This window comes from Entomomonas moraniae (genome assembly GCF_003991975.1).
In the GTDB taxonomy this organism is placed as follows: Bacteria; Pseudomonadota; Gammaproteobacteria; order Pseudomonadales; family Pseudomonadaceae; genus Entomomonas; species Entomomonas moraniae.
Map to the genome: position 1 here is coordinate 242,242 of NZ_CP029822.1, position 25,562 is coordinate 267,803.

Here is a 25,562-nt window from a genome sequence, read left to right on the forward strand (position 1 = left end):
AAGAAAATGAAAATATTACGTCCCGCGTTGAGTTTATTTATTTTATTATCCCTTGTGACAGGGTTAGCCTATCCCTTGATAATGACAGGAGTTGGCCAATTATTATTCCCATCACAGGCTAATGGCAGTTTGATCGAACAAAAAAATGCAGTGATAGGTTCTCGCCTAATTGGTCAGTCGTTTAAAGAACCTCAGTACTTTTGGGGTAGACCTTCAGCAACGGCTGAATATCCATACAATGCTATGGCCTCTGGTGGTGCGAACATTGCGCCGTCTAATCCAGCACTTGTTAGCTCCGCTCAAGGTTATGCTGATCGCTTAATCAAAGCAGACCCACAACATAACCCGCATGTTCCTATTGATTTAGTAACACACTCAAGCAGTGGCCTGGATCCTCATATTAGTATTGCCGGTGCATTTTACCAAGTACCACGTATTGCTAAAGCCAGAGGGTTATCTAATGAGCAAGTAAAAGCGATGATAAATGAGTATAAACAGATACCGTTGTTCGGTATGATAGGTGAGCCTGTGATTAATGTTTTACAACTTAATCTCGCCTTAGATACGTTTACACAAACAAAGGTAGCCCTTTAATGGATCGCCCTAATCCCGACTCATTACTACAACAGCTTAATCAGCAAGAGCAAAAAGCACAACGCGGTAAATTACGTATATACTTTGGCGCCGTTGCTGGGGTAGGCAAAACCTACGCGATGTTAAGTGCCGCGAGAGAGGCTCAAAAAAATGGCGCTAAGGTGTTGGTTGGGTTGATCGAGACCCATGGGCGAAAAGAAACTGAAAAGCAGTTACAAGGCTTTGATTTACTTCCTCGTATTACCACACAGTATAAAGGGAAAGTGTTTCAGGAGTTTGATTTAAATAAAGCCATAGAAGCAAAGCCTGACTTACTGCTTGTGGATGAGTTGGCGCATAGCAATCTAGAAGGGTCAAGGCATCCAAAGCGTTGGCAGGATATTGATGAGATCCTGTCTCAAGGTATTAATGTTTGGACAACTCTTAATGTACAACATTTAGAAAGCTTGAACAGTATTATTAGTCAAATCACTGAAGTGACCATTCATGAAACCGTTCCTGATGTGTTTTTTGAGTCTGCTGATGAGGTGATTTTGGTTGATACCACGACCGATGAACTTTTGAATCGTTTACACGTGGGTAAAATATACCAACAAGAACAAGCAAAGCGTGCTTTTAATCATTTTTTTCGACGAGGTAATTTAATCTCTTTACGGGAAATTGCTTTGCGCCGCACGGCTGACCGTATAAAGTCAGATGTACATCATTATCGCCAAGAAAAATCTATTCAAAGGGTTTGGCAAACAGAGGCGGGGATTCTCGTTTATATGACGGGGGCGTCGGGTGATGAAAATATCATACGAGAAGCCGCTCGTTGGGCCCAGCAGTTAGGTTGTGCATGGCACACCGTCTTTGTAGAAAATGCAGATTTTAAAAAAACATCAACCCAACAACACAATGCCATATTAACGCGACTAAAATTTGCCGAGTCATTAGGGGCTACCACCCAAGTGTTAATGGAGAGTGATACGGCCAAAGCACTGGTTGATTATGCCCGTAAAAATAATTTATCTAAGTTGCTCAGCTGTGCCTTAGTTAAAAGAAGATTTTGGTGGCACAAAAGTTTAATGCAACAAATTGCAGCATTAGCCCCTGAGTTAGATTTTATTCAAATCGCGAAACAGACTCAAAAAATAGGAAAAGTAGCTCAAACATCGCAAGAAAAAGTAACCCATGAGCCATGGTTAAAAACACCTAAAAAGAAACTAAAATTACGCCCTTATTTTTATACGACAGCCTTGACGAGTCTGCTTACTGTTTGTTTGTGGCCAATCTCTAACCATCTTGATCCAGCGAATATTGTTTTATTTTTCCTACTCATGGTGATATTAGCCAGTATCCGTTATGGCCGTAATGTGGGGATTTTTACCTCTATCATCAGTGTATTGATTTTTGACTTCTGTTTTATTTCTCCTCGTTTCTCATTAAATATAACGGATTTACAATATTTAGTGACCTTTGCTGTGATGTTATTTGTGGGGTCTTTATCAAGCCAATTAATGGCCAGTCTAAAATACCGTGCAAAAATTGCCAAAACGAGAGAGGCGCGTGTACAGAGCTTGTTCCAATTTGCTAAGGCGCTTTCGGGGTATCTTGAAACAGAACAGGTGATTAAAAAAAGTACTCAAGTTATGCAGCAAGAGTTCGGTGGCAGCGTTGTATTACTTTTACCCACACCAGAAGAGCAACTGCAAGATAATGCTTCTGAGGGAATTGACCTTGCCATTGCGCAATGGGCTTTTGATCATCAGGCAGAGGCCGGCTTTGCTACCAATACATTGCCTAAGCACCCTTTTCGTTATATACCACTGAATGCGCCAGTGCGTATTCGCGGAATTTTAGCGATTGCCCCTAAACACCTAAATGATTTATTAATCCCTGAGAAAAAGCAATTATTAGAAACCATCACTAGCCTGATCGCTATAGCGTTAGAGCGTATTCATTTTGCGGAAGTGGCAAGGCAAGTTCTGATTCAGGTGGAATCTGAACAGTTAAGGAATACTCTTTTATCAACCATTTCTCACGATTTAAGAACGCCACTGACCAGCTTAATGGGGCAGGCTGAAAACTTAATGAGTCGTCATCAAACGATATCAAAGGAGTTATTGCAGGAAAATTTACAAGCTATTTATGATAATGCGCGTTCTATACACAGCATTGTTTGTAATGTGCTTGATATGGCACGTATCGACACGGGGCACTTTAAAGCAAAGCTGGATTGGTATTCCATTGAAGAGATTATTGGCAGTGTCTTGCATAATATTTCATTGAGTTACCCACAGATTAAAATTAAGGTACATTGCCCATCTACTATCCCTTTGGTCGAGTTTGACCCTCTTTTAATTGAGCGAGTGCTTCATAATTTAATAGAGAATGCGATTAAATACAGCCAAGGTATACCTCAGGTTGAGGTTGATGTTAAATACCGAAAAGACCAATTGGTTGTTTCTGTGCTGGATAGAGGGATTGGATTACCTGAAGGGCAAGAGCAGGCTATTTTTGAAAAATTTAATCGTGGTAAAATAGAAACCGCTTATACAGGCGTAGGTCTTGGATTGAGTATTGCAAAAACAATTATTGATGCCCATAAAGGGACTATTTCAGCGAAGCAACGTATTGATGGTGGTAGTTGTTTTACCTTTACTATTCCCGCAACCCCCATGCCTCTGATAGAGTTAGAGTCACCCGAGATAATTGAGCAAGACAATGGAAAAGAATCATAGCGTACTCATCGTTGAGGATACTGAACATATCCGTAAACTGCTAAGCCAAGCCTTAATAGAAGAGGGTTGGCAGGTTTATGAGTGTGATAGTGTTTCTCGCGCGCTAATTGAAACAGCTTCTCGCCAACCCAGTATGGTGTTGCTTGATTTAGGGCTTAGTGATGGCGATGGTAAACAGTTTATACAAGAGGTTCGTCAGTGGTCTCATTTACCGATTATTGTCTTAACCGCGCGTCATGATGAAGCCGAAAAAGTGGCTGCATTAGACATGGGGGCGGATGATTACATTACGAAACCTTTTGGTATTCCTGAGTTACTCGCACGGATGAGGGCGCAAATACGGCGTATTGATATTAAAAGTACCGCATCTAATACCTTTATTTTTGGTGACGTGACGATTGATTTTAGTACCCATCGTATCTTGAAAGGAGATCAAGAAATACACCTCACTCCAACAGAGTATAAGTTATTAAGTGAGCTGATAAAAAATGTCGGGCGTGTTTGTACCCAGCGGCAATTGTTATTGGCAGTTTGGGGGCCGAATTATGTTGAGCAACCCCATTATTTGCGTATTTATATGGGGCATTTACGCCAAAAACTAGAGACAGAACCAACCAATCCCCAGCATTTACTCACTGAAACCGCCATTGGTTATAGACTCATACGATAAAAGTAACCTATTAAGGTTAACGTTTATGGCATGAGTCAACGGGTATTATTTACGAATTAAATAGCGGATCGTGGGGCCATTTTGTTCAATGGCTAATACCTCATAACCATGATTTTTCGCATCGATGGGGATGTTGTTAATTGACTGTGGGCAGTCGCTAATCACTTCTAAAATATCGCCATCCTTTAATTGGGGTAACACCTCTAATGTAGCCACCGCAGGATAAGGGCAGGGTTCTCCTACCATATCCAGTTGTAAGGTGGGAATGATTTGATCCAGTGGTTGTGTAGATTGGCTCATAAAATTTTCCTGCTTTGTTTTGGGTGATTAATTAACAACAACCTGACGTTTTAGATGAAGTATCGATTGCCATCTTTTTGCGTTTAGCTAAAAAGCGTTTTTCCCACCATAAAACAAAAAATAAGGCGATGATCATCAAGGCATAGTTGATGAGTAGCCCGCCATAAGGCCCTGCTAGTTTTAGTAAATTAATCTTTTCAAAGTCATTCACTAGATAAGGCGCTAGACTTTCCCAATAGTAGGCTAAAACGGTAGCACCTAAAATATTGCCAATGCCAACCCACCAAAAGTGTACTTGCCCTTCAACACTGCGATACATCCACCCCGTTTCGCAACCACCGGCGAGTACAATACCAAAGCCAAACAGCAAACCACCAAGAATAGCATTAGGGCCTGCCCAAAATATTTTTGGGGTTGCTCCTGACTCTATAAAGGCAAAAACACCAATGGTGCTAACGAGCATCCCTAAAATAATGGCTTTAGCCATATAAGCACGGCCTGTAATCCATAAGTCGCGGAATGCAGAGGTAAAGCAAATTTGGGCGCGTTCAATGAGTAACCCAAAGGCTACCCCAAATAATAAGGCAATTCCTAGCTTAGGGATGACAAACAGTAAGGCAAGCCCAACCAACGCGGTGACAAAGAAAATAGTAGAGCCTAGTATAAAACGGCGTTTCACTTGCTGTGGGTTTTGTGTGAGTACAGTGTGTTGGTTTACTTTTTTGATATTGAGCGGTGTTCTAAAGAGAGGTAGTAGGGCGACTTTAGCACCGACCAGTGAACCGATAGCCGTTGTGACAGCAAAGAACCATGCATGTAATGAGAATTGTGGAATACCCGTAAAAAAAGCCGCCAGATTACAGCCCATGGCCAGCCTTGCTCCAAAGCCAGCAATAAATCCACCGACTAAGGCTTGAAAAATTCTGATGGGGTATTTAGAGGTGCGTAGTTTTACATTATTGGCCCACAAAGCCGCAGCAAAGCAGCCCGCAAACATGCCGATCAGGAGTAAACCATCACTACGTTGCCAAGGCATTCCCTCTAAACCTATGATTTTAAAATAAGCCCAGTTTTTTGGATCTCCACCGAAAAGGGCAACCAAATGCCCACCCCAACGTGTAAACTCACCTGTTACCGCCCACAATGTCCCAGTTAATCCAAAGTAATAGGTAGCCAGAATACCGGCTGCAATGATTGCACTAATAGGGTTCCAAAAGGTGATTAAGTATTTTTGTTTAAATTCAGTCCAGCTATTGTTCATGTCTGTCTTCCTGTTGTCGTCTCTATTCATAGGCTTTGCAAACAATACGGTCATTTTCAATACGTTTTACCCAACCATCTTTTTCCAGCCGGTTGAGTAAGGGGATTAGCTGTTTTCGCGAAAGCCCCGTACTGTCGCGTGCATCGGCGACACTAAATTTTTCATGCAGAGGCCGTCCCTTCATGATATTGGCAACAATTTCATCATAGGCTGTTTTACTAAAAAAGAGATCATTTTCCGTAGGAGTAATGAGCTGCCTTTCTGTGAGTGCTCGTAGTAAACGCTTAACGCCAACAAGTGGAGATTTTGAAGCATCATACCCTTGGTTGTGGGTTTGACTAATGGCTTCTAATAATTGTTGTTGGTTGGGAGGAAGTGCAGAGTTTTTATTAAGTGCAGCTAAAATAATATTACCATCAATTTTTTGCCATTCTCCACCTGTGCAACGGTTTGCACATAGCGCTTCTATTAAAGAGAGGGGCATCTGTGTATTTCTGGCGAGCTCTTCTACACTAATAGCTTGAATGGCTGAGTTTAGGTGTTTATTACACTGCTCTTGTAGTTTTTTTAGGGTCAGTTCATTAATCCACCAGTCGCCTAATGTGATCGTTTTTGGGGGCGGTATTAGTTGGGTATTTTGTTGTGCATAACCATCAAGCGCTAACTGTAGGGTTAATTTTGATTGTGCCATGGTAGCGCTATGAATGGTTAATGTGGGCAGTATCTCTTGTAAGATAAGGCGAGTTTTACGTTGAATAGGTTGTGACCAAACTAGCCTACCTGCCCCAATAATACGGCTACCACCCTGTTGAATAAGTAATAAAGGTTGCCCCCAGAAAGCAGGAATAGCCTCTTCAAATTGTAAGCGTGCCAGCGTGCTGTCTGCATACAGGTAACATTTTGCTTGCACATGAGCTGTACCTAAGGCCACCTCGACAATACTTTGTTTTTTTAATGCCCTACAAAAATGAGGTGTTAGCTGTATTATCCAGTCATTGCTCATCGTCACTGCTTCGGGATTCTTAACAAGGCAACTGCCACGTGAGACAAATTTTCGATTAAGTTGTTTTAAAGCAACGGCCGTTCTTGCGTAAGGAGGGGCTGTGTCTAGTTGTTGGTGGTAACTTTGTAATGAGCGAACTTTTACCGTTTGCTTGCTAGGGAAAAGGGTCAGTGTATCACCTTCTTTTATTTCACCACCACGCAATGTTCCTGTTACAGTGGTACCGACACCATTAACAGAAAATACGCGATCCACATAGAGATGAGCTTGGTGATCTAAATCTTCACGCTTATCAATGGTAGCTACTTTTTTAATAATGAGTTGTTTTAGCGCTTCTATCCCTTGATTAGTATGGTTACTTACGGCAATGACTTCGGGGAGCAGTTCCATTTCTGCCAGAAAGTGTTCAAGGGCTTCATTTTCTACTTCACTTAAGCGCTGTTTATCAACAAGGTCGCTCTTTGTTAATACCAAAATACACTGTTTAATTCCCATGGCAGCAATAATTCGTAAGTGCTCGGAGGAGAGCGCTGCCCATCCTTCATCAGCCGCTACAACAAAGAGGACAATATCTAACCCCCATACGGCGCTGACCATATTGCGAATAAAACGTTCGTGCCCTGGAACATCGATAATACCGATGGTATCTCCCGCATCTGTTGAGAAGTGGGCGAAGCCTAAATCAATGGTCATTTCTCGTAATAATTCTTGAGGTAAGTGTGAGGGGTGAATACCCGTCAGCGCTTTTATTAGCGATGATTTTCCATGATCGACATGACCCGCTGTGCCAATGACTGCATTCATATTAGCTCCTTTGCAATGCTATCAGGCTATCTATTAAAATTTAACCAAAATAAAATGGATAAAAACACTCTAATACCAAGAGTTACTCAAGGCATATGTTGACTGAACCTAGCGGATCAGCAGCCGTCATTTCGCCAATCACTGCTCCCTCATTACCTTGCAAAGTAAGCAATGTTTTTTGTACCGTGGCAAGGGCTTGCCTCTTACATGCAATCAATAGACCACCGGACGTTTGCGGGTCAGTTAATACGTTACGTTGCCATGTTTTAGTTGATTCAGGCAGTTTGATAAACTCACCATAACTTTGCCAGTTTCTATTAGAGGCTCCTGTTGCAATGTCTTGTTGAGCTATGGCCAGTGCTGCATCAATAAAGGGCAGTTGTTGGAAATTAACAGTTGCTTGTAGTTTTGCCGCACGGCACATTTCTAAGAGGTGACCTGCCAGACCAAAACCTGTGACATCAGTCATCGCATGAATATCAGGCTGTGTGGCTAAACTCGCACCCACTTTATTAAGAGTAGTTGTCCATTTAATGAGTTCGGCGTATTCGCTGGCTTGTAACATTCCTTTTTTAAGCGCCGCCGATAACATGCCAATCCCTAGTGGTTTGGTTAAAATAAGAATATCACCTTGTTGTGCTTTTGCATTGCTGAGCAATTGCTTGGGGTTGACAACACCGATGCCTACTAAACCGTAAACGGGTTCTAAAATGTCGATGGAGTGACCACCGGCAATGGAAATACCTGCCTCCTGGCAAATAGAAGCGCCACCTTCGAGTATTTTTCCTATGGCTTCTTTGGGTAGTTTATCTAATGGCATTCCAACAATGGCTAAGGCCATAATGGGGGTTCCTCCCATGGCATAAATATCGGACAGTGCATTAGTCGCGGCGATGCGTCCAAAATCGTAAGGGTCGTCTACTATGGGGGTAAAAAAGTCGGTGGTGGCAATAACCGCTTGGGTATCATTGAGTTGGTAAACAGCCGCGTCGTCAGAAGTGTCTGTGCCAACCAAAAGTTCTTTGGGTACAACACCTGTCGGAATATGTGAGAGTAGTTCAGTCAGTACCGCAGGGGAAATTTTACAACCACAACCGCCCCCATGGGAAAATTGGGTTAATTTAATTGTGTTCATAGGTGCCTCTCGTTATGGGTTTAATGACGATCATGAAACCACATGTTTACTGACTTAATCAGCCCCGTGAGCTGTATTAAGAAAGGTTATACATTAATATTTCTCATATTAATAAGTGGACTACTAAATGAGCTCGCTTAAAAACTCTTTTACAATCGTTAATTCTTCATCAAATAATGTGATGGGGTAAATCAATACTTGGTCTTGTTGTACAACTCCTATGATGGGTGGATTATGGTTTCGTAAGCGTTTAATGAGTGATGATGGCGATTCATCGCTAAGGATTGCAATAGCCCATGTGTCATATTGGGCACGTGGGGTTGTGCCTCCACCGATAAGGAATTTAGTTGCAACAAGGGGGAGTTTTTCGGGTGCAATACTGGCTATTTGTTGCGCTCTTTCTTGATGCCATTCGATCGGTTGAGTGATTAATGTTTCAATTCGATTATTAGCCGCACAGTCGTGATTTAATCGGTGGATCAATAGTTTTTCAAGCAAGGCATAAGTTTCTTTGCCAGGGCGAAAAACCCGCATCATGGGGTGTTTCGACAGTGGCTCAATAAACTGTTGTTTGCCTAAAATAATGCCTGCTTGTGGGCCACCGACCATTTTGTCGCCCGATAGACAAACTAAGTCGACACCTGCTTTTAGGTAGTTAGCGACAGTGGGTTCGCCAGGGATTCCTGCAATTTGGTTACCTGAGCCTTGGTCAACAACGAGCATGACATGTTCGGGTAGTTTTGCCGCCAATAAGTTGATGTCTACCCGTTGACTAAAGCCCTCAATGTAGTAGTTAGACTGGTGTACAACAAGCACCATGGCGGTATTTTCATTAATGGCTTTTAGATAGTCATCTAAGGTGGTGATGTTGGTTGTGCCAACATCGCGTAGCACTGCCCCAGACTCTTCTAGTATTTCGGGGATTCTAAAACCACCGCCTATTTGAACTTGCTCACCACGAGAGACGATGACTTCTTTACCTTGGGCAAAGGTTTTTAAAATGAGGTGCATGGCAGCGGCATTGTTATTAACAAGAATGTTAGATTCTCCACCAAAATAGGTACTGAGAATTTTACTTAACATCCCCATGCGATTACCGCGTTTGCCATTGTTTAGATTAAATTCTAAATTAGAGTATCCGCAGACGGTTTCACTTGCTTCTTGCCATATGGTTTGGGGAATAGGGGACCTGCCTAGATTGGTGTGAACAATAATGCCTGTGGCATTAATAACACGTTGTAGCCGTTGACTACTTTGTTTCTTAAGCGCAAGCACAATTGTGTGAATTAGCTCATTGGTATCAATAGCAATCCCTTGTTCTATGACTTTTTGACGATAGTGTGTCACTTCTGCTTTTGTGATTTCAGCAACGAGGGGGCGACTTAGTATGTCATGATAAAATGCAATTTCTTTCGTATTCAGCAGTTTTTCAACTGGGGTGATTTGTGATAATTGCATCATAAGTTACCAAAATAATAAGTGATTGTTTCAATCGGTTTAACGTCATTTTTAAATAGATTGTGGTTGTGCATAAACGACATACCCATCCTCTCGACAAAAACTTGCCAGTGTTAAGCCACTCTCGTTAGCGAGTTTAATCGCTTGTGTTGTGGGGGCAGAAATCGTCGCTAATAATCGGATATTACATTGTGTACATTTGCGCACGAGTTCATAACTTGCTCGGCTTGTCATGAATACAAAGCCTTCTGTTGTATCGCGTTGTTCTGTTAATAAATAGCCTAACAATTTATCAAGGGCGTTGTGTCTACCTACATCTTCAAAGGTGGCGATGATTTCACCATTGACTACCCATGCAGCAGCATGGGCTGCACCTGTTGCTTGAGTTATTGGTTGATGGTTTTTGATATGGTGATAGACCGCAGTTAATGTGTCTAACCATGCAGGATTGGCTGGAGCTAGCTTTTTGAGAGGCCTATTGAGTTGTTGTAAGTTTTCTATACCGCATAAACCACAACCCGTGCGGCCTTCCATGGTTCTTTTGTGCTGTTTTAGTTCGACAAATGCTTGTGTGGCAATTTGCATTTGTACTTCGATCCCTTCTTCATAATGGTTGATCTCTAGATCATAGAGGTACGAGAGATTAGGAATGATTGCTTCGGAAAGACTAAAGCCTTTTGCCAGATAAGCAATGTCGGTGGGGGTCGCCATCATCACTGCATGTGATATTCCGTTATAAGATAAGGCGATGGGGGTTTCTTCAATAATATTATCTTCGATGATTGAAGTACTACTTTGTTTGATACGTTGTACACGAAAAGATTGGTAACCTTGACTTGTCGTCAAGTCATTTTCTGATAGGGATGCTGCGCATCCAACAATCTCTTTGTGCATAATGGTGAATCTCCACGTAATATGATCAAAATTTTAGCACAGGTAAGGCATGTTTTAATCGTCTTGGATCACATCTTTAGGTGAAATTCCTAGTCGTTGCATCCGTGAAAGTAAGGTCGTGCGTTTTAGTCCTAAGCGTATTGCCGCCCCTTTGGGACCTGCAATGATCCCGTTTGTTTCTTTTAGAACACGTAAAATTTGTTCTCGTTGCTCATTATCAGGGTCAGAGGTATCGAGTTTTTTGATGACGGTAGGTTGAGGTGGCGATTTATCTTGTGGCGTATTTTTCTCTATTAAAAGAAATGATTGGGGGTCGATAGATAATACATTTCCTTTATTTAAGATAACGGCACGCTCAATCACATTGGCGAGTTCGCGAACATTACCTGGCCAATGATAGTCACATAATTGGTTGAGTGTATTGGCTGCGATGCTGTCAATGTCACGCTTCATTAGTTTAGCGAATTTTTGAGTAAAAAATTGTGCTAAAAGAGGAATATCTGTTTTTCGCTCACGAAGAGGCGGGATGATAATAGGGAAAACGTTTAAGCGATAAAACAAATCGGCACGGAAGGTTTTATCATCAATCATTTTTTCTAAATTGCAGTTGGTGGCAGAAATAATACGGACATCCACAGGAATAACAGTGTTACCGCCCAGCCTTTCAATTTCACGCTCTTGTAATACTCTTAAAAGCTTAGGTTGTAGTTCGAGCGGAATATCACCAATTTCATCGAGAAGTAAGCTACTGCCTTGAGCCAGTTCAAAACGGCCAATTCGCCGAGTATTAGCGCCGGTGAAAGCGCCTCGTTCATGGCCAAAAAGCTCGCTTTCTAATAAGTTAGCGGGCACTGCCGAGCAATTGACTTTTATTATCCGTTTGTCGTGACGAGGGCTACGGTTGTGGATAGCTTTAGCAAAAAGCTCTTTACCTGTTCCGGTTTCACCCAATAATAAAACGGAGCTACCACTGTGAGCTACCATTTCAACTTGTTCTAGGGCCCTTTGAACGGCAGGGCTTGAGCCAATAATTTCGCCAAAGGTGTCAATTTGTTGAATGGTTTCTGATAAGTAGAGGTTCTCATTCGTTAAACTATGATTTAAATTCGTTACTTTCTGGTAGCTATAAATATTTTTAGCGGCGATCACCACCCGATCGGCAATTTGTCGAAAAAGACTAATGGTGTCGAGATCGAAAATTTCAGAGGTACTATGTGCTAGCAGTAATGCGCCATATACCTCGCTCCCAAACTTTAATGGCATTGCACACAGGGTTTGTAAGCCCTTATCTAACATCGTGCTGAGTTGATCGTTATCAGGGTATTTCTCTGCAAGTTCTTCAATAGATGTCGTCACGATAGAGTTTTGTTTTAGTAACTCTTGGGCAAGTGGCTCTTGTGTATTAATAAGATGGTGTTTTTGGTTGAGCTGTTTATTATTAGAGCGATGAGAGTCGTACAGGTGTATTTTCTGATTATTTTCATTCGGGCATAGTAAAATGCCAATATAGTCTAAATTACAAAATTTAATAATATCTTTAGATACTATTTTAGCCATTTCTTCCATACCTTGAAGGGATATGGCCGCATCTGTTACTTCTACTAAAATATGATTTTTTAATAATTCATAGTCTAGTGATGCTTTTTCTTGGCTTAAATGGGCAATATTAAAAAGCCCCGCAATAACCTTTTCTACAAGGCTCGCCAATTGTTTAAGGTTTTCCACTTCTTTACTGGAAAAACGATTAGCTTGTTTATTACGTAAAAACTGGATAGCGGACTGCTGATGTTCTGTACAATACAATGGAACGTGATAAGCTAGTTGTATGTTATAAAAAAAATTCTTGGGGATGAGATCTTCAAACAAGCTCTTATAGTTAACATCATTATAATGGATGGGTTGATCTGAAAGAGGGCAACGAAATGTATGCTCATTTTCAGACAACGCTTGTGACCAAACCTCTTTTTGACGTGTCTTTGTATTAATACTCGTGACTATTAATGTGGCGGGTATTTGCGTTTCTATAATAATATTAATTTGGTCAATATTTAAGCTATCTGATAATGCATTGATGTTATCAAGGCAATCATAAATAGTCTGATTAAATGATATCAGGTCTATTGTGTTGAGTGATTTTTTAGCAGTGATAACCATGGTGCGACTTCATGTAAAATTATGTTTCATTATATAAAAGCAAAGGATAAAAATCATCTGATTACTGTTATATCATGCTTTATTAAACATTAATTATGATTCGAGTCATGAGTTGATAGAACAAATGGCTAATAGTGACTGTATCGGTATGGTTAAAGTGGCATATATTTTGCCTATTAATATTGTTAAAATGTCATTTGTTAAATCCATTTAATAGTGTGTTTACCGTTGTTTTGTAATAAATTTTTGAAAGTTTTAATGGTTTATTTATACAAATAGGAGTTATGTTATGGAACAACAATCACCCAGTCCTTCACCTGTTTCATTTGATCTCCATAACCCTCATGAAATGGCAAAAATAGCTGAAGCAGCGATGACTGCTAAGGCTAAAAGACCTTTTGGTACGGCTTTTCTGGGGGCAATTTTTGGTGGTTTTTTTATTGCATTAGCATTTGTCTTTTTTACACTAGTTACCACCGGCTCAGGTGCTATGCCTTACGGCATGGCGAAGCTAGTCGGCGGTATCTGTTTTAGTATGGGACTGATGTTAGTTGTTCTTTGTGGCTCAGATTTATTCACCTCCACAACGATGACTGTTATCGCTAAGGCCAGTAAGAAAATTACGTGGTGGGAGCTTATAAAAAATTGGTTAACCGTTTATTTTGGAAACTTTGCGGGAGCGTTGTTACTCGTTGCGATAATTTATGCCAGTGGTCATCCTTGGGATGCAAACGGAAGCATTGCCTTAAACTATTTAAATATTGCACAGCATAAGATACATCATACCTTTATTGAGGCGGTTGCGTTGGGTATTATGTGTAATGTGATGGTGTGTTTAGGCGTTTGGCTTGCTTTCAGTGGGCGTAGCACAACAGATAAAATATTAGCAGTTATTTTACCTGTCGCTATGTTTGTGGCTTGTGGCTTTGAGCACTGTGTGGCTAATATGTATGAAATCCCTATGGGTATTCTGTTACAAACTACAGCCTCTCCTGACTTTTGGGCTGCTCAAGGGGTAGAGGCGGCTAAGTATGGGGATTTAAACTTAGCTGATTTTTTATTGCATAATCTATTGCCTGTGACTATTGGTAATATTATTGGTGGTGGTCTGTTAGTTGGCATGGGAAATTGGTTATTGTTTTTACGCCCCGGCGCTCGTCGATAATCGTGTTATGGTTTTTGGTGCTGAGCGGCAGCAATAGCCGCTTGACCTAATGAAATACCACCATCATTGGCAGGAAAATTGTTTGGGAATAAGACGTGGTATTGTTCCAGCTCTTGGCACAATAACTTGCGTAATAATTGATTGTGCATAACACCTCCGCTTAGCACAATTGTTTGGGTGTGATATTTTTGAGCTGCCTTACTCGCCAGTTGTGCAAGGCCCTTTGCTAATGCAAGATGAAACCCATAGGCTTTGGCTGATGGGGAGGCTTGCCAATTTAGCCAGCTATTCCAAAAGTGTTTTAAATCGAGTGTCATAGCCAATAATGGTATGGTAATAGGTGTTTCTGTTCCTTGGTATTGCAACGCCAATGCTTCTAATTGGCAAGCGGCTTCCCCCTCCCAACGGATGCGTTCAGGCGTTATTCCCAGCGCAGCGGCAATGGCGTCAAATAATCGTCCTGTTGATGACGCGAGTGGGCTATTGATATGCTGTTTAATAGCACGTGCGATGATCTGGAGGGTTGTACTGGGCATATCGCTTATTTCAGGTTGATTTTGCCAATCTGGCACAAATGTCAACAAGTGTGCAACAAGGTTTCGCCATGGTTCTTTCGCGGCGAGGTCTGCACCAGGTAATGCTACCGCAGGAAGCCCTCCCAATTTTTGACATTGTTTATAGTCTACCAATAAGCATTCTCCACCCCATAATTCACCATTTTCTCCATAGCCTAGCCCATCGAGTGCTAATCCGATAACAGGTGGTGAGTTTAGGGGGTATCCATGCTCAACGAGGCAAGCAGCAATATGGGCATGGTGATGCAGAATGGCGACTTTAGGAATCCCCAGTTGTTGACTGTATTTTTCAGCTAATAGTTGTGTAGCATAGTGGGGATGAGCATCCACTGCAATGTATATTGGTTGTAGTTGGTAAATATCAAGCCAACGATCTAGGGTGTCTTGCCATTGTTGTTGTGTGTCAAGATCATTAAGGTCGCCAAAGTGTTGACTGACGGTGGCATGAGGTGGGTCGAGTAAACAAAAGGTATTTTTTAGGTCAGCCCCCAAGGCTAAGACGCAAGGCGCTGATTCAAATCCTTCGGGTAATTTGACGGTGTCAGGTACATAACCTCTGGCACGTCTTAATGTTTCAATACTTGTGTTATTCAAGCGTACAACAGAGTCATCCGCCCGTTGCACGATAGGTCGATTGTGCAATAAGTAGTAATCGGCAATAGTGTCGAGTGTCTCTAATGCTTCTGTATTATCGATAATCGTTGGTTTATGATGTGGGTTACCTGAGGTCATCACTAATGGTTTTTGCCATTGTTGCAATAATAAATGATGCAGTGGATTAGAGGGTAACATAATACCCAGTTCATGTAAGTTGGGCGCCACTGCTGGGCAAATAGGGCTATTGGTATTTTTTGATACAAGCACAATAGGTGCAGCAGGACTAAATAATAATGCGGCTAATGCGTCGGTATTGCTGTCTTTGGCGACACAGCTATTTAACCATGCGGTATTGGGCAATATGACAGCAAAAGGTTTGTTGGGGCGGTTTTTTCGCTGCCGTAATTTTTTAACGACATTCTCATTAGTCGCATCACAGATTAAATGAAAGCCACCAATACTTTTAATGGCAATGATTTTTCCTTGTGTTAGTTGGTCTATAGCCTGTGTAATCGCCTCATCAGCAATCGCAATCGGCTTACCATTAGACTTACAAAACCAGAGGTGTGGGCCGCAATCAGGGCAGGCAATAGGTTGAGCATGAAAGCGGCGATCTGTTGGGGTGCTATATTCCTTAAGGCAGTCTGGGCAAAGGGCGAACTCGTTCATCACAGTGTTTGGACGATCGTAGGGCATCTGTTCAATGATTGTAAGTCGAGGGCCACAATTGGTGCAGTTGATAAAAGGATAATGAAAACGACGATCAGTCTTGGTGTTTAGCTCTTGTAAGCAATCATTGCATGTGGCTGCATCGGGAGCAATTTGTGTGTCCATTACCCCCGTTTTGCTAGGTAAAATCGTAAAGCCTTTGGGTGATTTTTCCCAGTGGTAAGGTGTTTGTTCAATATAGTCAATTCTTGCAAGAGGAGGCGGGGAGGCAGAAAGCTTAGCGATAAACGCTTCCGTTGTTGATTCCTTCCAGACGTTGAGGATAACTCCTTCAGCATCATTACTCACATTCCCGCGGACATTAAAGGCATTGGCCAGTTGCCAGATGGTAGGGCGAAAACCTACCCCTTGGACTTTGCCCTTTATCCGAATAGTAACGCCATTAGCACTCATTGATTTTTCGCTTCAACAAGGCGAATTAACATATTCTAGGGAGCGGTTCATGCTGGGGAAGATCTAAGATACGATCAACACCATAAAGACCACGAAGATAAACCTGTGGGTTTTGAGTGACTGAACCAATAATTGCTGCTTGAGATCCTAGTGGGTGAGATTTGAGTGCATCTAACACGTCTGGTGCTGAATCTTCGGAGGCAATAATCACTACTTTACCCTCATTGGCAAAGTTAAGAGGGTCTAAACCGAGTAGTTCACAAATACCCCGTATAGGTGAGCTAAGTGGGAGTAAAGACTCTTCGACTAACATGCCATAACCACAGGCTTGTGAAAATTCGTGCAGTACCGCATTAACACCGCCACGGGTCGCATCGCGTAGTGTACGAATACCCTTAATAGGGCGTAATTGATCAATTAATCCATTGAGCGGGGTGCAATCGCTACTGAGTGCCCCCATTAAACCTAGTTGTTCTCGTTCATTGAGGATCGTCGCGCCATGGTCGCCCAAGGTGCCATTGATAATAATTTTATCGCCAACTTGAATTTGTGGCATGCCCCAGTTTAAGGTAGCGGGAATAACCCCAATGCCTGCGGTATTTATAAAGAGTTTGTCGGCAGCGCCACGAGGGACTACTTTGGTGTCTCCTGTGACAATAGAAACTCCTGCGGCTTTCGCTGTTTCTGCCATGCTATGCACGACTTGGGTCAAAATATCCATGGATAACCCTTCTTCTATAATAAAGCCACAAGATAGATAACGTGGGTAAGCGCCTCCAACCGCAAGATCATTCACCGTACCGCAAATAGCGAGTTTGCCAATATTGCCACCGGGGAAAAAAAGAGGATCTATGACATAACTGTCGGTGCTGAACGCCAGTTGATTACCATCAGCTGTTAAATGATTAAGGGAAATACGTGCTTGATCTTCTTTAGTGGCTAAAAGGTCATTCTTAAAAGCAGAGATAAATAACTCATCAATGAGTGTTTGGCTAGCTGAAGTTCCACTGCCGTGTGCTAAAGAAATAGTTTTGGAGGTCATGCAGGCTCCCCTTGTCGGTATTGGTAATAAGCAGCACAGGCACCCTCAGAGGAGACCATCAATGCCCCATAAGCACTTTCAGGCGTGCATTGTTTCCCAAATAAATGACATTCTAACGGCTTACAACGGCCTGTCAGTACATCCCCACAACGCGATTGTGGATCATCAGCAACCCGCTGTTGTTTGGGTTGGAAATGTTTTTCAGCATCAAATGCTGCGTAGGTTTCATTGAGTCTAACACCTGAGTCAGGAATGATACCTAAGCCTCGCCATTCATCATCACCTTGCATGATAAAAACATCATTAATCACGGCTAATGCACGGGGATTGCCTTCATCAGGTACGACGCGGCGGTATTGGTTTTCAACAAGGCATTGTTTATTAGCAAATTGCTTAAGCACCATCACAATGCTTTGTAAAATGTCGGTTGGTTCGAAACCGCTGACGACCACAGGTTTGTGGTACTGCTCGCAAATAAAACTGTAGGGGTGCGTACCAATGACCATGCTCAAATGACCGGGTCCTAAAAAGGCATCGATTTGAATATCCGGTGTCATTAGCAAACTTTTTAGGGTTGGTATAATCGTAATATGCTGACAGAAAACAAAGAAATTGGTTATATTGCGTTGCTTGGCTTGCTGTAGCGTGATTGCGACGCTGGGCATGGTCGTTTCAAAACCCAGACCAAAAAGCACAATTTTTTTATCAGGATTTTGTTCGGCTATGGTCAGTGCATCCATGGGGGAGTAAATCAGGCGAACAGCGGCGCCTTCTTGACGTGCTTTTAATAATGAACCTTGTCGACCGGGTACACGGATCGCATCCCCAAAGGTGCAAAAAATAACCTCAGGACGCTTGGCTATTTCAATGCAAGCATCAATACGCCCCATAGGTAAAACGCAAACAGGGCATCCTGGACCATGGATAAACTCAATTTCTGGTGGCAGTAAGCGCTCTAGGCCAAACTTAAAAATAGCATGAGTATGCCCTCCGCAGACTTCCATAATTTGTAATGGCTTTTCTGCGGTAAAAGACGTTTTCTTTACCCACGCATGAATTTGTGAGAGTAAACTTTTGACTTGTGTAGGGTTACGAAACTCATCGATGAACTGCATGTTTATAGTTAACTCTAAGGTTTGAATAAAATATTAACATCGGGTTCTTCTTCTTGCATTGCATTTAATGCAGTCAGTGTTTGCTCAGCCTCTTCTTCATCGAGTAAACTCATGGCGAAACCAACATGAACTAATACCCATTGACCAACGAGTGATTGTTCATTTCCTGATGAAACGAGAGAAATATTTACATCACGCTGAATACCATTGACCTCCGCTGTTGCTTTGGTTGGCTGGTTTGGGTCAATGGCGGTAATTTTACAGGGAACACCTATGCACATCGCTCAGTCTCCAAAAAATCTAACCATGCGTCTAACCCATCACCTGTGGTGCAAGAGAGTTTGATCACTTTAAGTCTTGGGTTAATAGTAAGCGCATTGGCAATACACTGTTCGATATTAAAGTTGACATACGAGGCCAAATCAATCTTATTAATGACCATGAGTCCTGCCGCGGCGAACATATGAGGATATTTTAGAGGTTTATCATCCCCTTCCGTAACAGACATGACAACAACTTTTAATTTTTCACCTAAATCGAAACTGGCAGGGCAAACGAGGTTACCTACATTTTCAATAAAAAGGATACCACCAGCAGGTAAGGTTAGATCGTGAACGGCTTGGTGAACCATTTGTGCATCAAGATGACAGCCTTTTCCTGTGTTAACTTGTATTGCTTGCACGCCTGTACTGCGGATTCGCTCAGCATCATTGGAGGTTTGCTGATCTCCTTCAATAACAGCACAGGGGCATTGATTGGCAATACGTTTAAGTGTCTCTGTGAGCAGCGTTGTTTTTCCTGAACCGGGGCTAGACATAAGGTTAAGCACCAGAATTTTTTGGTCAGCAAAATGCTCTCGGTTATGCGCGGCTATTTGGTCATTTTTTGCGAGCACATGTTGTTCAATTTCAATTAAGCGTTGTTGCTTTTTTTGATCACTAGGCGAGTATTCTTGTGTATGTTCGTGTTTGTGTTCATGCTCATGATGATGGTGTTGAGCTGGGTTTGTTGCTGGAAAATGATAGTGGTGGTTAACATCCCCCGTGTGGTGATAGTGATGATGGACAATTTGGGGAATCATTTCATCATGAGTGTGTTGATGATGTTCTGTTTCTGATGAAGACACATTATCTGACTCACATCCACAAGTAATACACATAGCTACCTCGATTATTGTATTTCGATCTTTTTAACCCATACTTTATCATCTGCATCGACCTGTGTGAGTGCATTATTACACAGTGAACACACAGCAATAAATGCATTTTTAACAGGTACATTTTTTTTGCAAGTTTCACACCAAGCCATCGCTTTTTGTTGCTCTATATAGAGTTGGCAACCCTCTGCCATGGTTTCCTGACAAACAAGATCAAAACAAAACTTCATTGATTCAAGTTCGACACAAGAGAGCGCCCCGATCTCTAACCATACCGCAACAATACGTTTTGCCTGTTGTTTTGTCGCTTGTTGTACGATTAATTCGTGTGTTTGGTAGCATAGGGTTAGTTCATGCATGTTAGAGACTCTTTAGCTAACAGTTGTTGCAGTGTTTGTTACGTAAAAATGCTTTATTTACTGTATAACTAGCCTTTTTGATTGTCAACGGCTAGCGAAGTTTATACTGGGTTAGTGATGATTCGTATCATGATGATCGTTAAAAAATAAAAACAAGGTTTTGCTAAGTGTCGAAAGTGTCGTTAAAAATGTCGAAGTGTCGACACTCTGTGTGAAAACTAAGGGAATGATATTTTTTAATTTTTTATCTTATTGATTTATATCGATTATTGTTTAGTTTTGGTGGTTTGTTGAAGATGGCATGAACCTTGCTTTTCGTTTACAAAGTTTATAAAAACTATGGCAGGGAGATCGTTCATGAATCGCTTTGTTATTGCAGAGCCCAGAAAGTGCATAGGTTGCAATACGTGTATGGCTGCTTGCAGTGAAGCACATAAAAAGGTTGGTTTAGTCGCACAGGCTAGATTAACAGTTGTTCGTGATGATGATGGCACAGCACCCGTGCTATGTCGTCATTGTGAGGATGCCCCTTGTGCGAAGGTGTGTCCTGTTAATGCTATTGTGCTAAAAGACAATGCCATTATGCTAAACGAGAGTACATGCATTGGGTGTAAATTATGTGGTTTGGCATGTCCTTTTGGTGCTATTACTCCAGCGGCGAGTGAACCAGAAGCCTTACCTGATTGTTATGAAAACTATATTCCTGAATCCTTATTAAGTGATTTGCCAAGTAGTGCACCGTCAATGAGTCCTTTTTTGGCGTGGAACCCCGGGCGTAAAGTGATCGCAACGAAGTGTGATCTTTGCTCATTCCGTAGTGAGGGGCCTGCGTGTGTGCATAGCTGCCCTACCAATGCGCTTTATTTTATTGATGGATCAACCATGAACTCTGCTTCCAAATTAAAACAAGAGGCCTTTGTTTCATCACTAGACCCTAGTAATGATATTAACGGTTTGCAGGGAGGAGAGTAATTATGCCATTACCCTTTTCGATACTATTATTCGCTATTCTTATTTATGCGGTCAGTGGAATAGCATCATCCTTTTTTTCTAAACAAGAGCAGTTGTCTATCTATATGGTAGGGGGTTGTGGTGTTGTTGCCGGTGTATTGAGTTTAGTTGCTGTTTTACCTGTTCTTTTTCATGGCGATGTCATTACTTATACCCTTTGGAGTCCATTCTCTTTTGCTGATTTTACGTTAAGGCTTGATCAGTTAGCCGCGTTTATGGTGAGTGTGATTTCATTATTAGCGATTGCGGCTTCTTGTTATTCCTTTTCTTATGTGAGTGAATATATTGGCAAAGGTGCTTATAGCATCGGCTTTTTCATGAACCTTTTTATTGCTTCCATGGTTACCTTAATGGTTGTCGATAATGCCTTTTATTTTATTATTTTCTTTGAGTTGATGTCGCTGTTTTCTTATTTCTTGGTTATTTCTGAGCAAGATGAGAAAGCAGTAAATGCTGGTTTTCTCTATTTTTTAATTGCCCATGCCGGTTCGATGCTCATCATGGTGGCTTTCTTCTTGATGTATCTTAAATCGGGCAGCCTTGATTTTGAATCTTTCCGCCAGCTTAAACTCTCACCCTTAATGGCTTCCTTAGTTTTTTTATTGGCTTTCTTTGGTTTTGGTGCAAAGGCAGGGATGATGCCTTTGCATGGTTGGTTACCAAAAGCGCATCCAGCCGCTCCTTCTCATGCCTCAGCTATGATGTCAGGAGTGATGGTAAAAATTGGGGTGTTTGGAATTATAAAAGTAGGGGTTGATCTACTTGGGGCAACAGAGTTGTGGTGGGGGATTCTTGTCCTCGCCTTTGGTTCTGTCTCGGCGGTGTTGGGGGTGTTATATGCCCTTGCAGAACATGATATAAAACGCTTATTGGCTTATCATACTGTTGAAAATATTGGCATTATTTTAATGGGTGTGGGTGTTGGCATGGTGGGGATTTCAATTAACTCTCCTGTACTCAGCACGTTAGGCTTTTTAGGTGCGTTATATCATCTATTAAACCACGCCGTATTTAAAGGGTTACTGTTCTTAGGTGCAGGGGCTGTTATTTACCGTTTACACACCAAAGATATGGAAAAAATGGGGGGGTTAGCTAAGCTTATGCCTTTAACAGCACTTGCTTTCTTAGTGGGCTGTATGGCTATTTCTGCGCTGCCTCCTTTAAATGGATTTATTAGTGAGTGGTACACCTACCAATCTTTATTTTCTATGAGTTTAGATGGTAATGTTATTTTACGTTTAGCAGGCCCTATAACAATTGTTATGCTCGCTATTACAGGGGCTTTGGCTGCGATGTGCTTTGTTAAAGTGTATGGTATCTGTTTTTGTGGTAAAGCCCGCACTGAGAAGGCAAGCCAAGTTAAAGAAGTACCATGGACGATGACATTACCCATGTTAGTTTTAGGCTTGTTATGTTTGATCTTTGGTGTAGGTGCTGCGTTTATTGTACCTGTTATCACGCAGGTAGCAACGAGTTTAATACAGGTAAAACCAGTAGTTGCTATAAGCACGGTTTATAACTCTTGGTTAATCAGTGGTAACAGTGCACCTGCTGAGCTTTCACCTACCTTAATGTTTATTCTACTTGTTTCTTTAACGATTCTTCCATTGCTTATTTACTTATTCACCAAAGGCCAACGTTTACCCTTTGCGCGTAATAGTGACCCTTGGGCTTGTGGTTATGAGTATGAAGGCGATATGGCGCAATCAGCAGGTAATTTTACTCAACCTTTACGCTATATGTTTGCACCACTTTATACGTTGCGAAAGACACTGAGTCCTACCGCGTGCATGTTGTGTTGTTTGGATAAAACAACAGCATTTGCAAAACGGATTGAGCATCTTTGGGATACAAAAATTGTTGATAATATTGTTAAGCTTGTTCAGGCAGTTGGGCGTAAGCTTCAATGTATTCAACAAGGGGATTATCGAATCTATTGTTTGTATGTCATCGCAGCATTGGTGATATTACTTTTAGTTGTGTCTTTGGCGTAGGGAGAAGAAAAAATGCCTAATCCTCATATTGAAGCGTTCTCCTCGTCTTGGTTGTTGCTGGGATTATTGCAAGGGCTAATAATTCTTTGTTTGGCACCTTTAATGTCGGGAATATCAAGACAGATTCGTGCCCGTATGCAATCACGTCGTGGTCCTGGTGTTTTTCAGGAGTATCGAGATCTTGTAAAACTGTTTAGCCGACAAGATGTTTCCCCCTCTAGTGCGGGGTTAGTCTTTAGGGCTGTCCCTTTTGTATTAATTGGTTCTATGTTATCGATTGTTATCATATTACCGATGTTTACATTGTCATCACCTCTGGGTGTCATTGGTGATTTAATTGCTATTATTTATCTTTGTGCTTTGTTTAGGTTTTTCTTCTCCTTGTCGGGTATTGATTCAGGAAGCCCTTTCGCAGGACTTGGTGCAAGCCGTGAGTTGATGCTTGGGATTTTAGTTGAACCGATTATGATTTTAGGGATGATGGTAGCCGCATTCATTGCGCATTCAACCAATATTACACAAATAGGTATTACCTTTGCTAACCAGTGGGGTGGGGGAACGCCAACCGCTGCTGTATTGGCAATGGCTGCTTGTGCCTTTGCGGTATTTATTGAAATGGGGAAAATTCCATTCGATTATGCTGAGGCAGAGCAAGAGTTACAAGAAGGGCCTTTAACCGAATACTCAGGTGCTAGTTTTGCGTTGGTTAAGGTTGCCTTAAGCCTAAAACAAATCGTGATGGCTAGTTTGTTTATTGTCATCTTTTTACCGACAGCACAAACAAACTTACTGATATCTATCCCATTATTTTTAATTAAGTTATTTATCGTCTTTGTTGCTGCTTGTATTTTTGAAAATACATTATGCCGCGGACGGTTCTTACTCTCATATAAAGTGACATGGACAGGTTTTGGTGTGTCTTTGTTAGCTTATGTGTTCTATCTAACTGGCTTATAAGGAGAACAGGATATTATGGAAAGTATTGCGCTAGGCACAATCCTAATTCCTTTTATAGGGGCTTTTATTATTGCCTGTTCCCCTTATCGGGTGGCTAGATTATTGAGTGTTGTCGTCTCATTACTCGCCTCGCTTGGAACATTATTATTAGGTTGGGGATTTTGGCACGCAGGGCAGGTTGATCAAACCTATACGCTGTTAAGTATTGGGGATACCACCATTTTTGGTTTTGTTATTGATCGGGTGAGTACTTTAATTTGCTTTGCAGTTGTTTTCTTAGGTTTTTTAATCAGTGTTTACTCTACCGCGTATTTAACTAAAAATAACCGTGAGCACCCACATGAAGGTACTACACGCTATTACGCTTTTTTGATGATATTTATCGGGGCGATGGCTGGTTTAGTGCTTTCTTCAACTATTTTAGGTCAGTTGTTGTTTTTTGAAATAACAGGGGGATGTTCTTGGGCATTAATCGGTTATTATCAAACTAAAAAATCACAGCACTCGGCTTTGAAAGCCTTGCTCGTGACGCATGTTGCTTCATTAGGTTTATATATTGCGGCGGCTTGGTTGTTCATCCAAACCGGTACGTTTTCGTTGACCGCTATCGCCAGTTTGCCTTCAGAAGCTAAGATTATTGTGATTGGTGGTGTCTTGTTTGCCGCATGGGGTAAGTCAGCACAACTACCCTTACATGTTTGGTTACCTGATGCAATGGAAGCTCCTACGCCTGTGAGTGCTTATTTGCACGCGGCATCAATGGTAAAAGTGGGGGTTTATATTTTTGCCCGCTCCATACTCTCAGCTGGGGATGTCCCTATCATCATCGGTGAAGTCGGGATGATAATGTCGGTGATTACGTTAGTGTATGGTTTCATCATGTACTTACCTCAAACCGACATGAAGCGTCTGTTAGCTTATTCAACCATTACGCAACTTTCTTATATTTTCTTTGCACTTTCACTGTCTATCTACGGTGTTGGTACAAGTTACGGCAAAATTGCTTTTGATGGTGGTATTGCTTACATATTTAACCATGCCTTTGCCAAGAGCTTATTCTTCCTTGTTGCTGGGGCGTTGAGTTATACCTGTGGTACACGAATGTTACCAAAAATTAAAGGGCTGTTATCAACGCTTCCATTATTAGGAGTTGGTTTCTGTGTGGCTGCTTTAGCTATTACAGGGGTGCCACCGTTTAATGGCTTTTTTAGTAAATACCCCATCTTTGCCGCTGGTTTTGCGCTCTCATCAGGCCACTGGTTAATTATGGTGTTATTAGTCATTGTGATTATCGAGTCGATTGGTAGCTTTGCTTGGTTCCTTTACTGGTTTGGAAAAACAGTACCTGGAAAACCTTCAGAAGAGGTTGCACAGGCTGCACCATTGCCTATTGCAATGAAAGCTGTGTTACTTGTGTTAGTTATCATGTCTTTGTGTTCCAGCGTCATCGCTGCACTTTGGCTTAATTAATGG

Annotated in this window: 21 protein-coding genes; 8 read left to right on the forward strand and 13 right to left on the reverse strand. The window is 41.7% G+C overall.

From position 1 onward, the window contains the following. Nucleotides 1-6 precede the first annotated feature (6 nt). The 3 genes from kdpC to DM558_RS01300 are packed head-to-tail and all read left to right on the forward strand — an operon-like array spanning nt 7 to nt 3,987. Nucleotides 7-594 (forward strand): potassium-transporting ATPase subunit KdpC, encoded by a 588-nt coding sequence (gene kdpC, locus DM558_RS01290; RefSeq protein ID WP_127161704.1) that lies wholly within the window; start codon nt 7-9, stop codon nt 592-594. Next, entirely contained in the window at nt 594-3,317 is a 2,724-nt protein-coding gene (locus DM558_RS01295; RefSeq protein ID WP_127161705.1) for a sensor histidine kinase, read from the forward strand. The genes kdpC and DM558_RS01295 overlap by 1 nt, the downstream gene beginning before the upstream one ends. Beyond that, nucleotides 3,301-3,987 (forward strand): response regulator, encoded by a 687-nt coding sequence (locus DM558_RS01300; RefSeq protein WP_127161706.1) that lies wholly within the window; start codon nt 3,301-3,303, stop codon nt 3,985-3,987. Before DM558_RS01295 ends, DM558_RS01300 begins: the two co-directional genes overlap by 17 nt. Nucleotides 3,988-4,032: 45 nt before the next feature. Here DM558_RS01300 and yedF read toward each other — a convergent pair whose 3' ends face one another. The 7 genes from yedF to DM558_RS01335 form a co-directional block, all read right to left on the reverse strand. Continuing rightward, on the reverse strand, nt 4,033-4,287 hold the full coding sequence (gene yedF / locus DM558_RS01305; protein WP_407644297.1) for a sulfurtransferase-like selenium metabolism protein YedF: 255 nt from the start codon (nt 4,285-4,287) through the stop codon (nt 4,033-4,035). Nucleotides 4,288-4,318: 31 nt separating this feature from the next. Then, a complete protein-coding gene (gene yedE, locus DM558_RS01310; RefSeq protein ID WP_127164774.1) occupies nt 4,319-5,578 on the reverse strand; it encodes a selenium metabolism membrane protein YedE/FdhT in 1,260 nt (419 codons plus the stop codon). After that, nucleotides 5,571-7,355 carry a selenocysteine-specific translation elongation factor gene (selB, locus tag DM558_RS01315; protein ID WP_127161707.1) on the reverse strand — a complete coding sequence of 595 codons (1,785 nt, stop codon included), beginning with the start codon at nt 7,353-7,355 and terminating at the stop codon, nt 5,571-5,573. The genes yedE and selB overlap by 8 nt, the downstream gene beginning before the upstream one ends. An 82-nt stretch (nt 7,356-7,437) precedes the next feature. After that, nucleotides 7,438-8,490: a selenide, water dikinase SelD gene (selD, locus tag DM558_RS01320; RefSeq protein WP_127161708.1), complete on the reverse strand. Its 1,053-nt coding sequence runs from the start codon at nt 8,488-8,490 to the stop codon at nt 7,438-7,440. Between the two features lie 123 nt (nt 8,491-8,613). Beyond that, nucleotides 8,614-9,951: an L-seryl-tRNA(Sec) selenium transferase gene (selA, locus tag DM558_RS01325; protein WP_228411783.1), complete on the reverse strand. Its 1,338-nt coding sequence runs from the start codon at nt 9,949-9,951 to the stop codon at nt 8,614-8,616. Between the two features lie 48 nt (nt 9,952-9,999). Beyond that, nucleotides 10,000-10,842 (reverse strand): formate dehydrogenase accessory sulfurtransferase FdhD, encoded by an 843-nt coding sequence (gene fdhD, locus DM558_RS01330; protein WP_228411784.1) that lies wholly within the window; start codon nt 10,840-10,842, stop codon nt 10,000-10,002. Between the two features lie 54 nt (nt 10,843-10,896). Continuing rightward, nucleotides 10,897-12,996, reverse strand: coding sequence for a sigma 54-interacting transcriptional regulator (locus DM558_RS01335; protein WP_127161709.1), 2,100 nt, complete (start codon nt 12,994-12,996; stop codon nt 10,897-10,899). 289 nt (nt 12,997-13,285) lie between these two features. On the opposite strand from DM558_RS01335, the gene focA reads away from it, so the two are divergent. Further along, nucleotides 13,286-14,161, forward strand: a complete 876-nt coding sequence (gene focA / locus DM558_RS01340; RefSeq protein WP_127161710.1) for a formate transporter FocA — start codon at nt 13,286-13,288, stop codon at nt 14,159-14,161. Nucleotides 14,162-14,166: 5 nt separating this feature from the next. Here focA and hypF read toward each other — a convergent pair whose 3' ends face one another. The 6 genes from hypF to hypA are packed head-to-tail and all read right to left on the reverse strand — an operon-like array spanning nt 14,167 to nt 20,127. Continuing rightward, nucleotides 14,167-16,455: a carbamoyltransferase HypF gene (hypF, locus tag DM558_RS01345; RefSeq protein WP_127161711.1), complete on the reverse strand. Its 2,289-nt coding sequence runs from the start codon at nt 16,453-16,455 to the stop codon at nt 14,167-14,169. 25 nt (nt 16,456-16,480) lie between these two features. Next, nucleotides 16,481-17,497: a hydrogenase expression/formation protein HypE gene (hypE, locus tag DM558_RS01350; RefSeq protein ID WP_127161712.1), complete on the reverse strand. Its 1,017-nt coding sequence runs from the start codon at nt 17,495-17,497 to the stop codon at nt 16,481-16,483. After that, nucleotides 17,494-18,612, reverse strand: a complete 1,119-nt coding sequence (gene hypD, locus DM558_RS01355; protein WP_127161713.1) for a hydrogenase formation protein HypD — start codon at nt 18,610-18,612, stop codon at nt 17,494-17,496. The genes hypE and hypD overlap by 4 nt, the downstream gene beginning before the upstream one ends. A 14-nt stretch (nt 18,613-18,626) precedes the next feature. Then, the gene (hypC, locus tag DM558_RS01360; protein WP_127161714.1) at nt 18,627-18,893 is read right to left on the reverse strand and encodes a HypC/HybG/HupF family hydrogenase formation chaperone; all 267 of its coding nucleotides are present in this window, start codon (nt 18,891-18,893) and stop codon (nt 18,627-18,629) included. Next, nucleotides 18,884-19,771, reverse strand: coding sequence for a hydrogenase nickel incorporation protein HypB (hypB, locus tag DM558_RS01365; RefSeq protein ID WP_127161715.1), 888 nt, complete (start codon nt 19,769-19,771; stop codon nt 18,884-18,886). Before hypB ends, hypC begins: the two co-directional genes overlap by 10 nt. An 11-nt stretch (nt 19,772-19,782) precedes the next feature. After that, nucleotides 19,783-20,127 (reverse strand): hydrogenase maturation nickel metallochaperone HypA, encoded by a 345-nt coding sequence (hypA, locus tag DM558_RS01370; RefSeq protein WP_109703409.1) that lies wholly within the window; start codon nt 20,125-20,127, stop codon nt 19,783-19,785. Nucleotides 20,128-20,484: 357 nt separating this feature from the next. On the opposite strand from hypA, the gene DM558_RS01375 reads away from it, so the two are divergent. The 4 genes from DM558_RS01375 to DM558_RS01390 are packed head-to-tail and all read left to right on the forward strand — an operon-like array spanning nt 20,485 to nt 25,559. Further along, entirely contained in the window at nt 20,485-21,099 is a 615-nt protein-coding gene (locus DM558_RS01375; RefSeq protein ID WP_127161716.1) for a 4Fe-4S dicluster domain-containing protein, read from the forward strand. Between the two features lie 2 nt (nt 21,100-21,101). After that, on the forward strand, nt 21,102-23,132 hold the full coding sequence (gene hyfB / locus DM558_RS01380; RefSeq protein ID WP_127161717.1) for a hydrogenase 4 subunit B: 2,031 nt from the start codon (nt 21,102-21,104) through the stop codon (nt 23,130-23,132). A gap of 12 nt (nt 23,133-23,144) precedes the next feature. Next, complete coding sequence (locus DM558_RS01385; RefSeq protein ID WP_109703406.1) at nt 23,145-24,089, forward strand: respiratory chain complex I subunit 1 family protein; 945 nt, start codon at nt 23,145-23,147, stop codon at nt 24,087-24,089. Between the two features lie 15 nt (nt 24,090-24,104). Then, complete coding sequence (locus DM558_RS01390; protein ID WP_127161718.1) at nt 24,105-25,559, forward strand: hydrogenase 4 subunit D; 1,455 nt, start codon at nt 24,105-24,107, stop codon at nt 25,557-25,559. Nucleotides 25,560-25,562: the final 3 nt, after the last annotated feature.

Excerpts from the sequence above, each read along its gene's own strand:
- focA (WP_127161710.1), top strand. The coding sequence starts at position 13,286 with ATGGAACAACAATCACCCAGTCCTTCACCTGTTTCATTTGATCTCCAT.
- kdpC (WP_127161704.1), top strand. The coding sequence starts at position 7 with ATGAAAATATTACGTCCCGCGTTGAGTTTATTTATTTTATTATCCCTT.
- fdhD (WP_228411784.1), bottom strand. The coding sequence starts at position 10,842 with ATGCACAAAGAGATTGTTGGATGCGCAGCATCCCTATCAGAAAATGAC.
- DM558_RS01385 (WP_109703406.1), top strand. The coding sequence starts at position 23,145 with ATGCCTAATCCTCATATTGAAGCGTTCTCCTCGTCTTGGTTGTTGCTG.
- DM558_RS01295 (WP_127161705.1), top strand. The coding sequence starts at position 594 with ATGGATCGCCCTAATCCCGACTCATTACTACAACAGCTTAATCAGCAA.
- DM558_RS01375 (WP_127161716.1), top strand. The coding sequence starts at position 20,485 with ATGAATCGCTTTGTTATTGCAGAGCCCAGAAAGTGCATAGGTTGCAAT.
- hypB (WP_127161715.1), bottom strand. The coding sequence starts at position 19,771 with ATGTGTATTACTTGTGGATGTGAGTCAGATAATGTGTCTTCATCAGAA.
- selD (WP_127161708.1), bottom strand. The coding sequence starts at position 8,490 with ATGAACACAATTAAATTAACCCAATTTTCCCATGGGGGCGGTTGTGGT.
- selA (WP_228411783.1), bottom strand. The coding sequence starts at position 9,951 with ATGATGCAATTATCACAAATCACCCCAGTTGAAAAACTGCTGAATACG.
- DM558_RS01300 (WP_127161706.1), top strand. The coding sequence starts at position 3,301 with ATGGAAAAGAATCATAGCGTACTCATCGTTGAGGATACTGAACATATC.
- hyfB (WP_127161717.1), top strand. The coding sequence starts at position 21,102 with ATGCCATTACCCTTTTCGATACTATTATTCGCTATTCTTATTTATGCG.
- yedF (WP_407644297.1), bottom strand. The coding sequence starts at position 4,287 with ATGAGCCAATCTACACAACCACTGGATCAAATCATTCCCACCTTACAA.
- selB (WP_127161707.1), bottom strand. The coding sequence starts at position 7,355 with ATGAATGCAGTCATTGGCACAGCGGGTCATGTCGATCATGGAAAATCA.
- hypD (WP_127161713.1), bottom strand. The coding sequence starts at position 18,612 with ATGCAGTTCATCGATGAGTTTCGTAACCCTACACAAGTCAAAAGTTTA.
- hypA (WP_109703409.1), bottom strand. The coding sequence starts at position 20,127 with ATGCATGAACTAACCCTATGCTACCAAACACACGAATTAATCGTACAA.
- hypC (WP_127161714.1), bottom strand. The coding sequence starts at position 18,893 with ATGTGCATAGGTGTTCCCTGTAAAATTACCGCCATTGACCCAAACCAG.
- hypE (WP_127161712.1), bottom strand. The coding sequence starts at position 17,497 with ATGACCTCCAAAACTATTTCTTTAGCACACGGCAGTGGAACTTCAGCT.
- DM558_RS01335 (WP_127161709.1), bottom strand. The coding sequence starts at position 12,996 with ATGGTTATCACTGCTAAAAAATCACTCAACACAATAGACCTGATATCA.
- DM558_RS01390 (WP_127161718.1), top strand. The coding sequence starts at position 24,105 with ATGGAAAGTATTGCGCTAGGCACAATCCTAATTCCTTTTATAGGGGCT.
- yedE (WP_127164774.1), bottom strand. The coding sequence starts at position 5,578 with ATGAATAGAGACGACAACAGGAAGACAGACATGAACAATAGCTGGACT.
- hypF (WP_127161711.1), bottom strand. The coding sequence starts at position 16,455 with ATGAGTGCTAATGGCGTTACTATTCGGATAAAGGGCAAAGTCCAAGGG.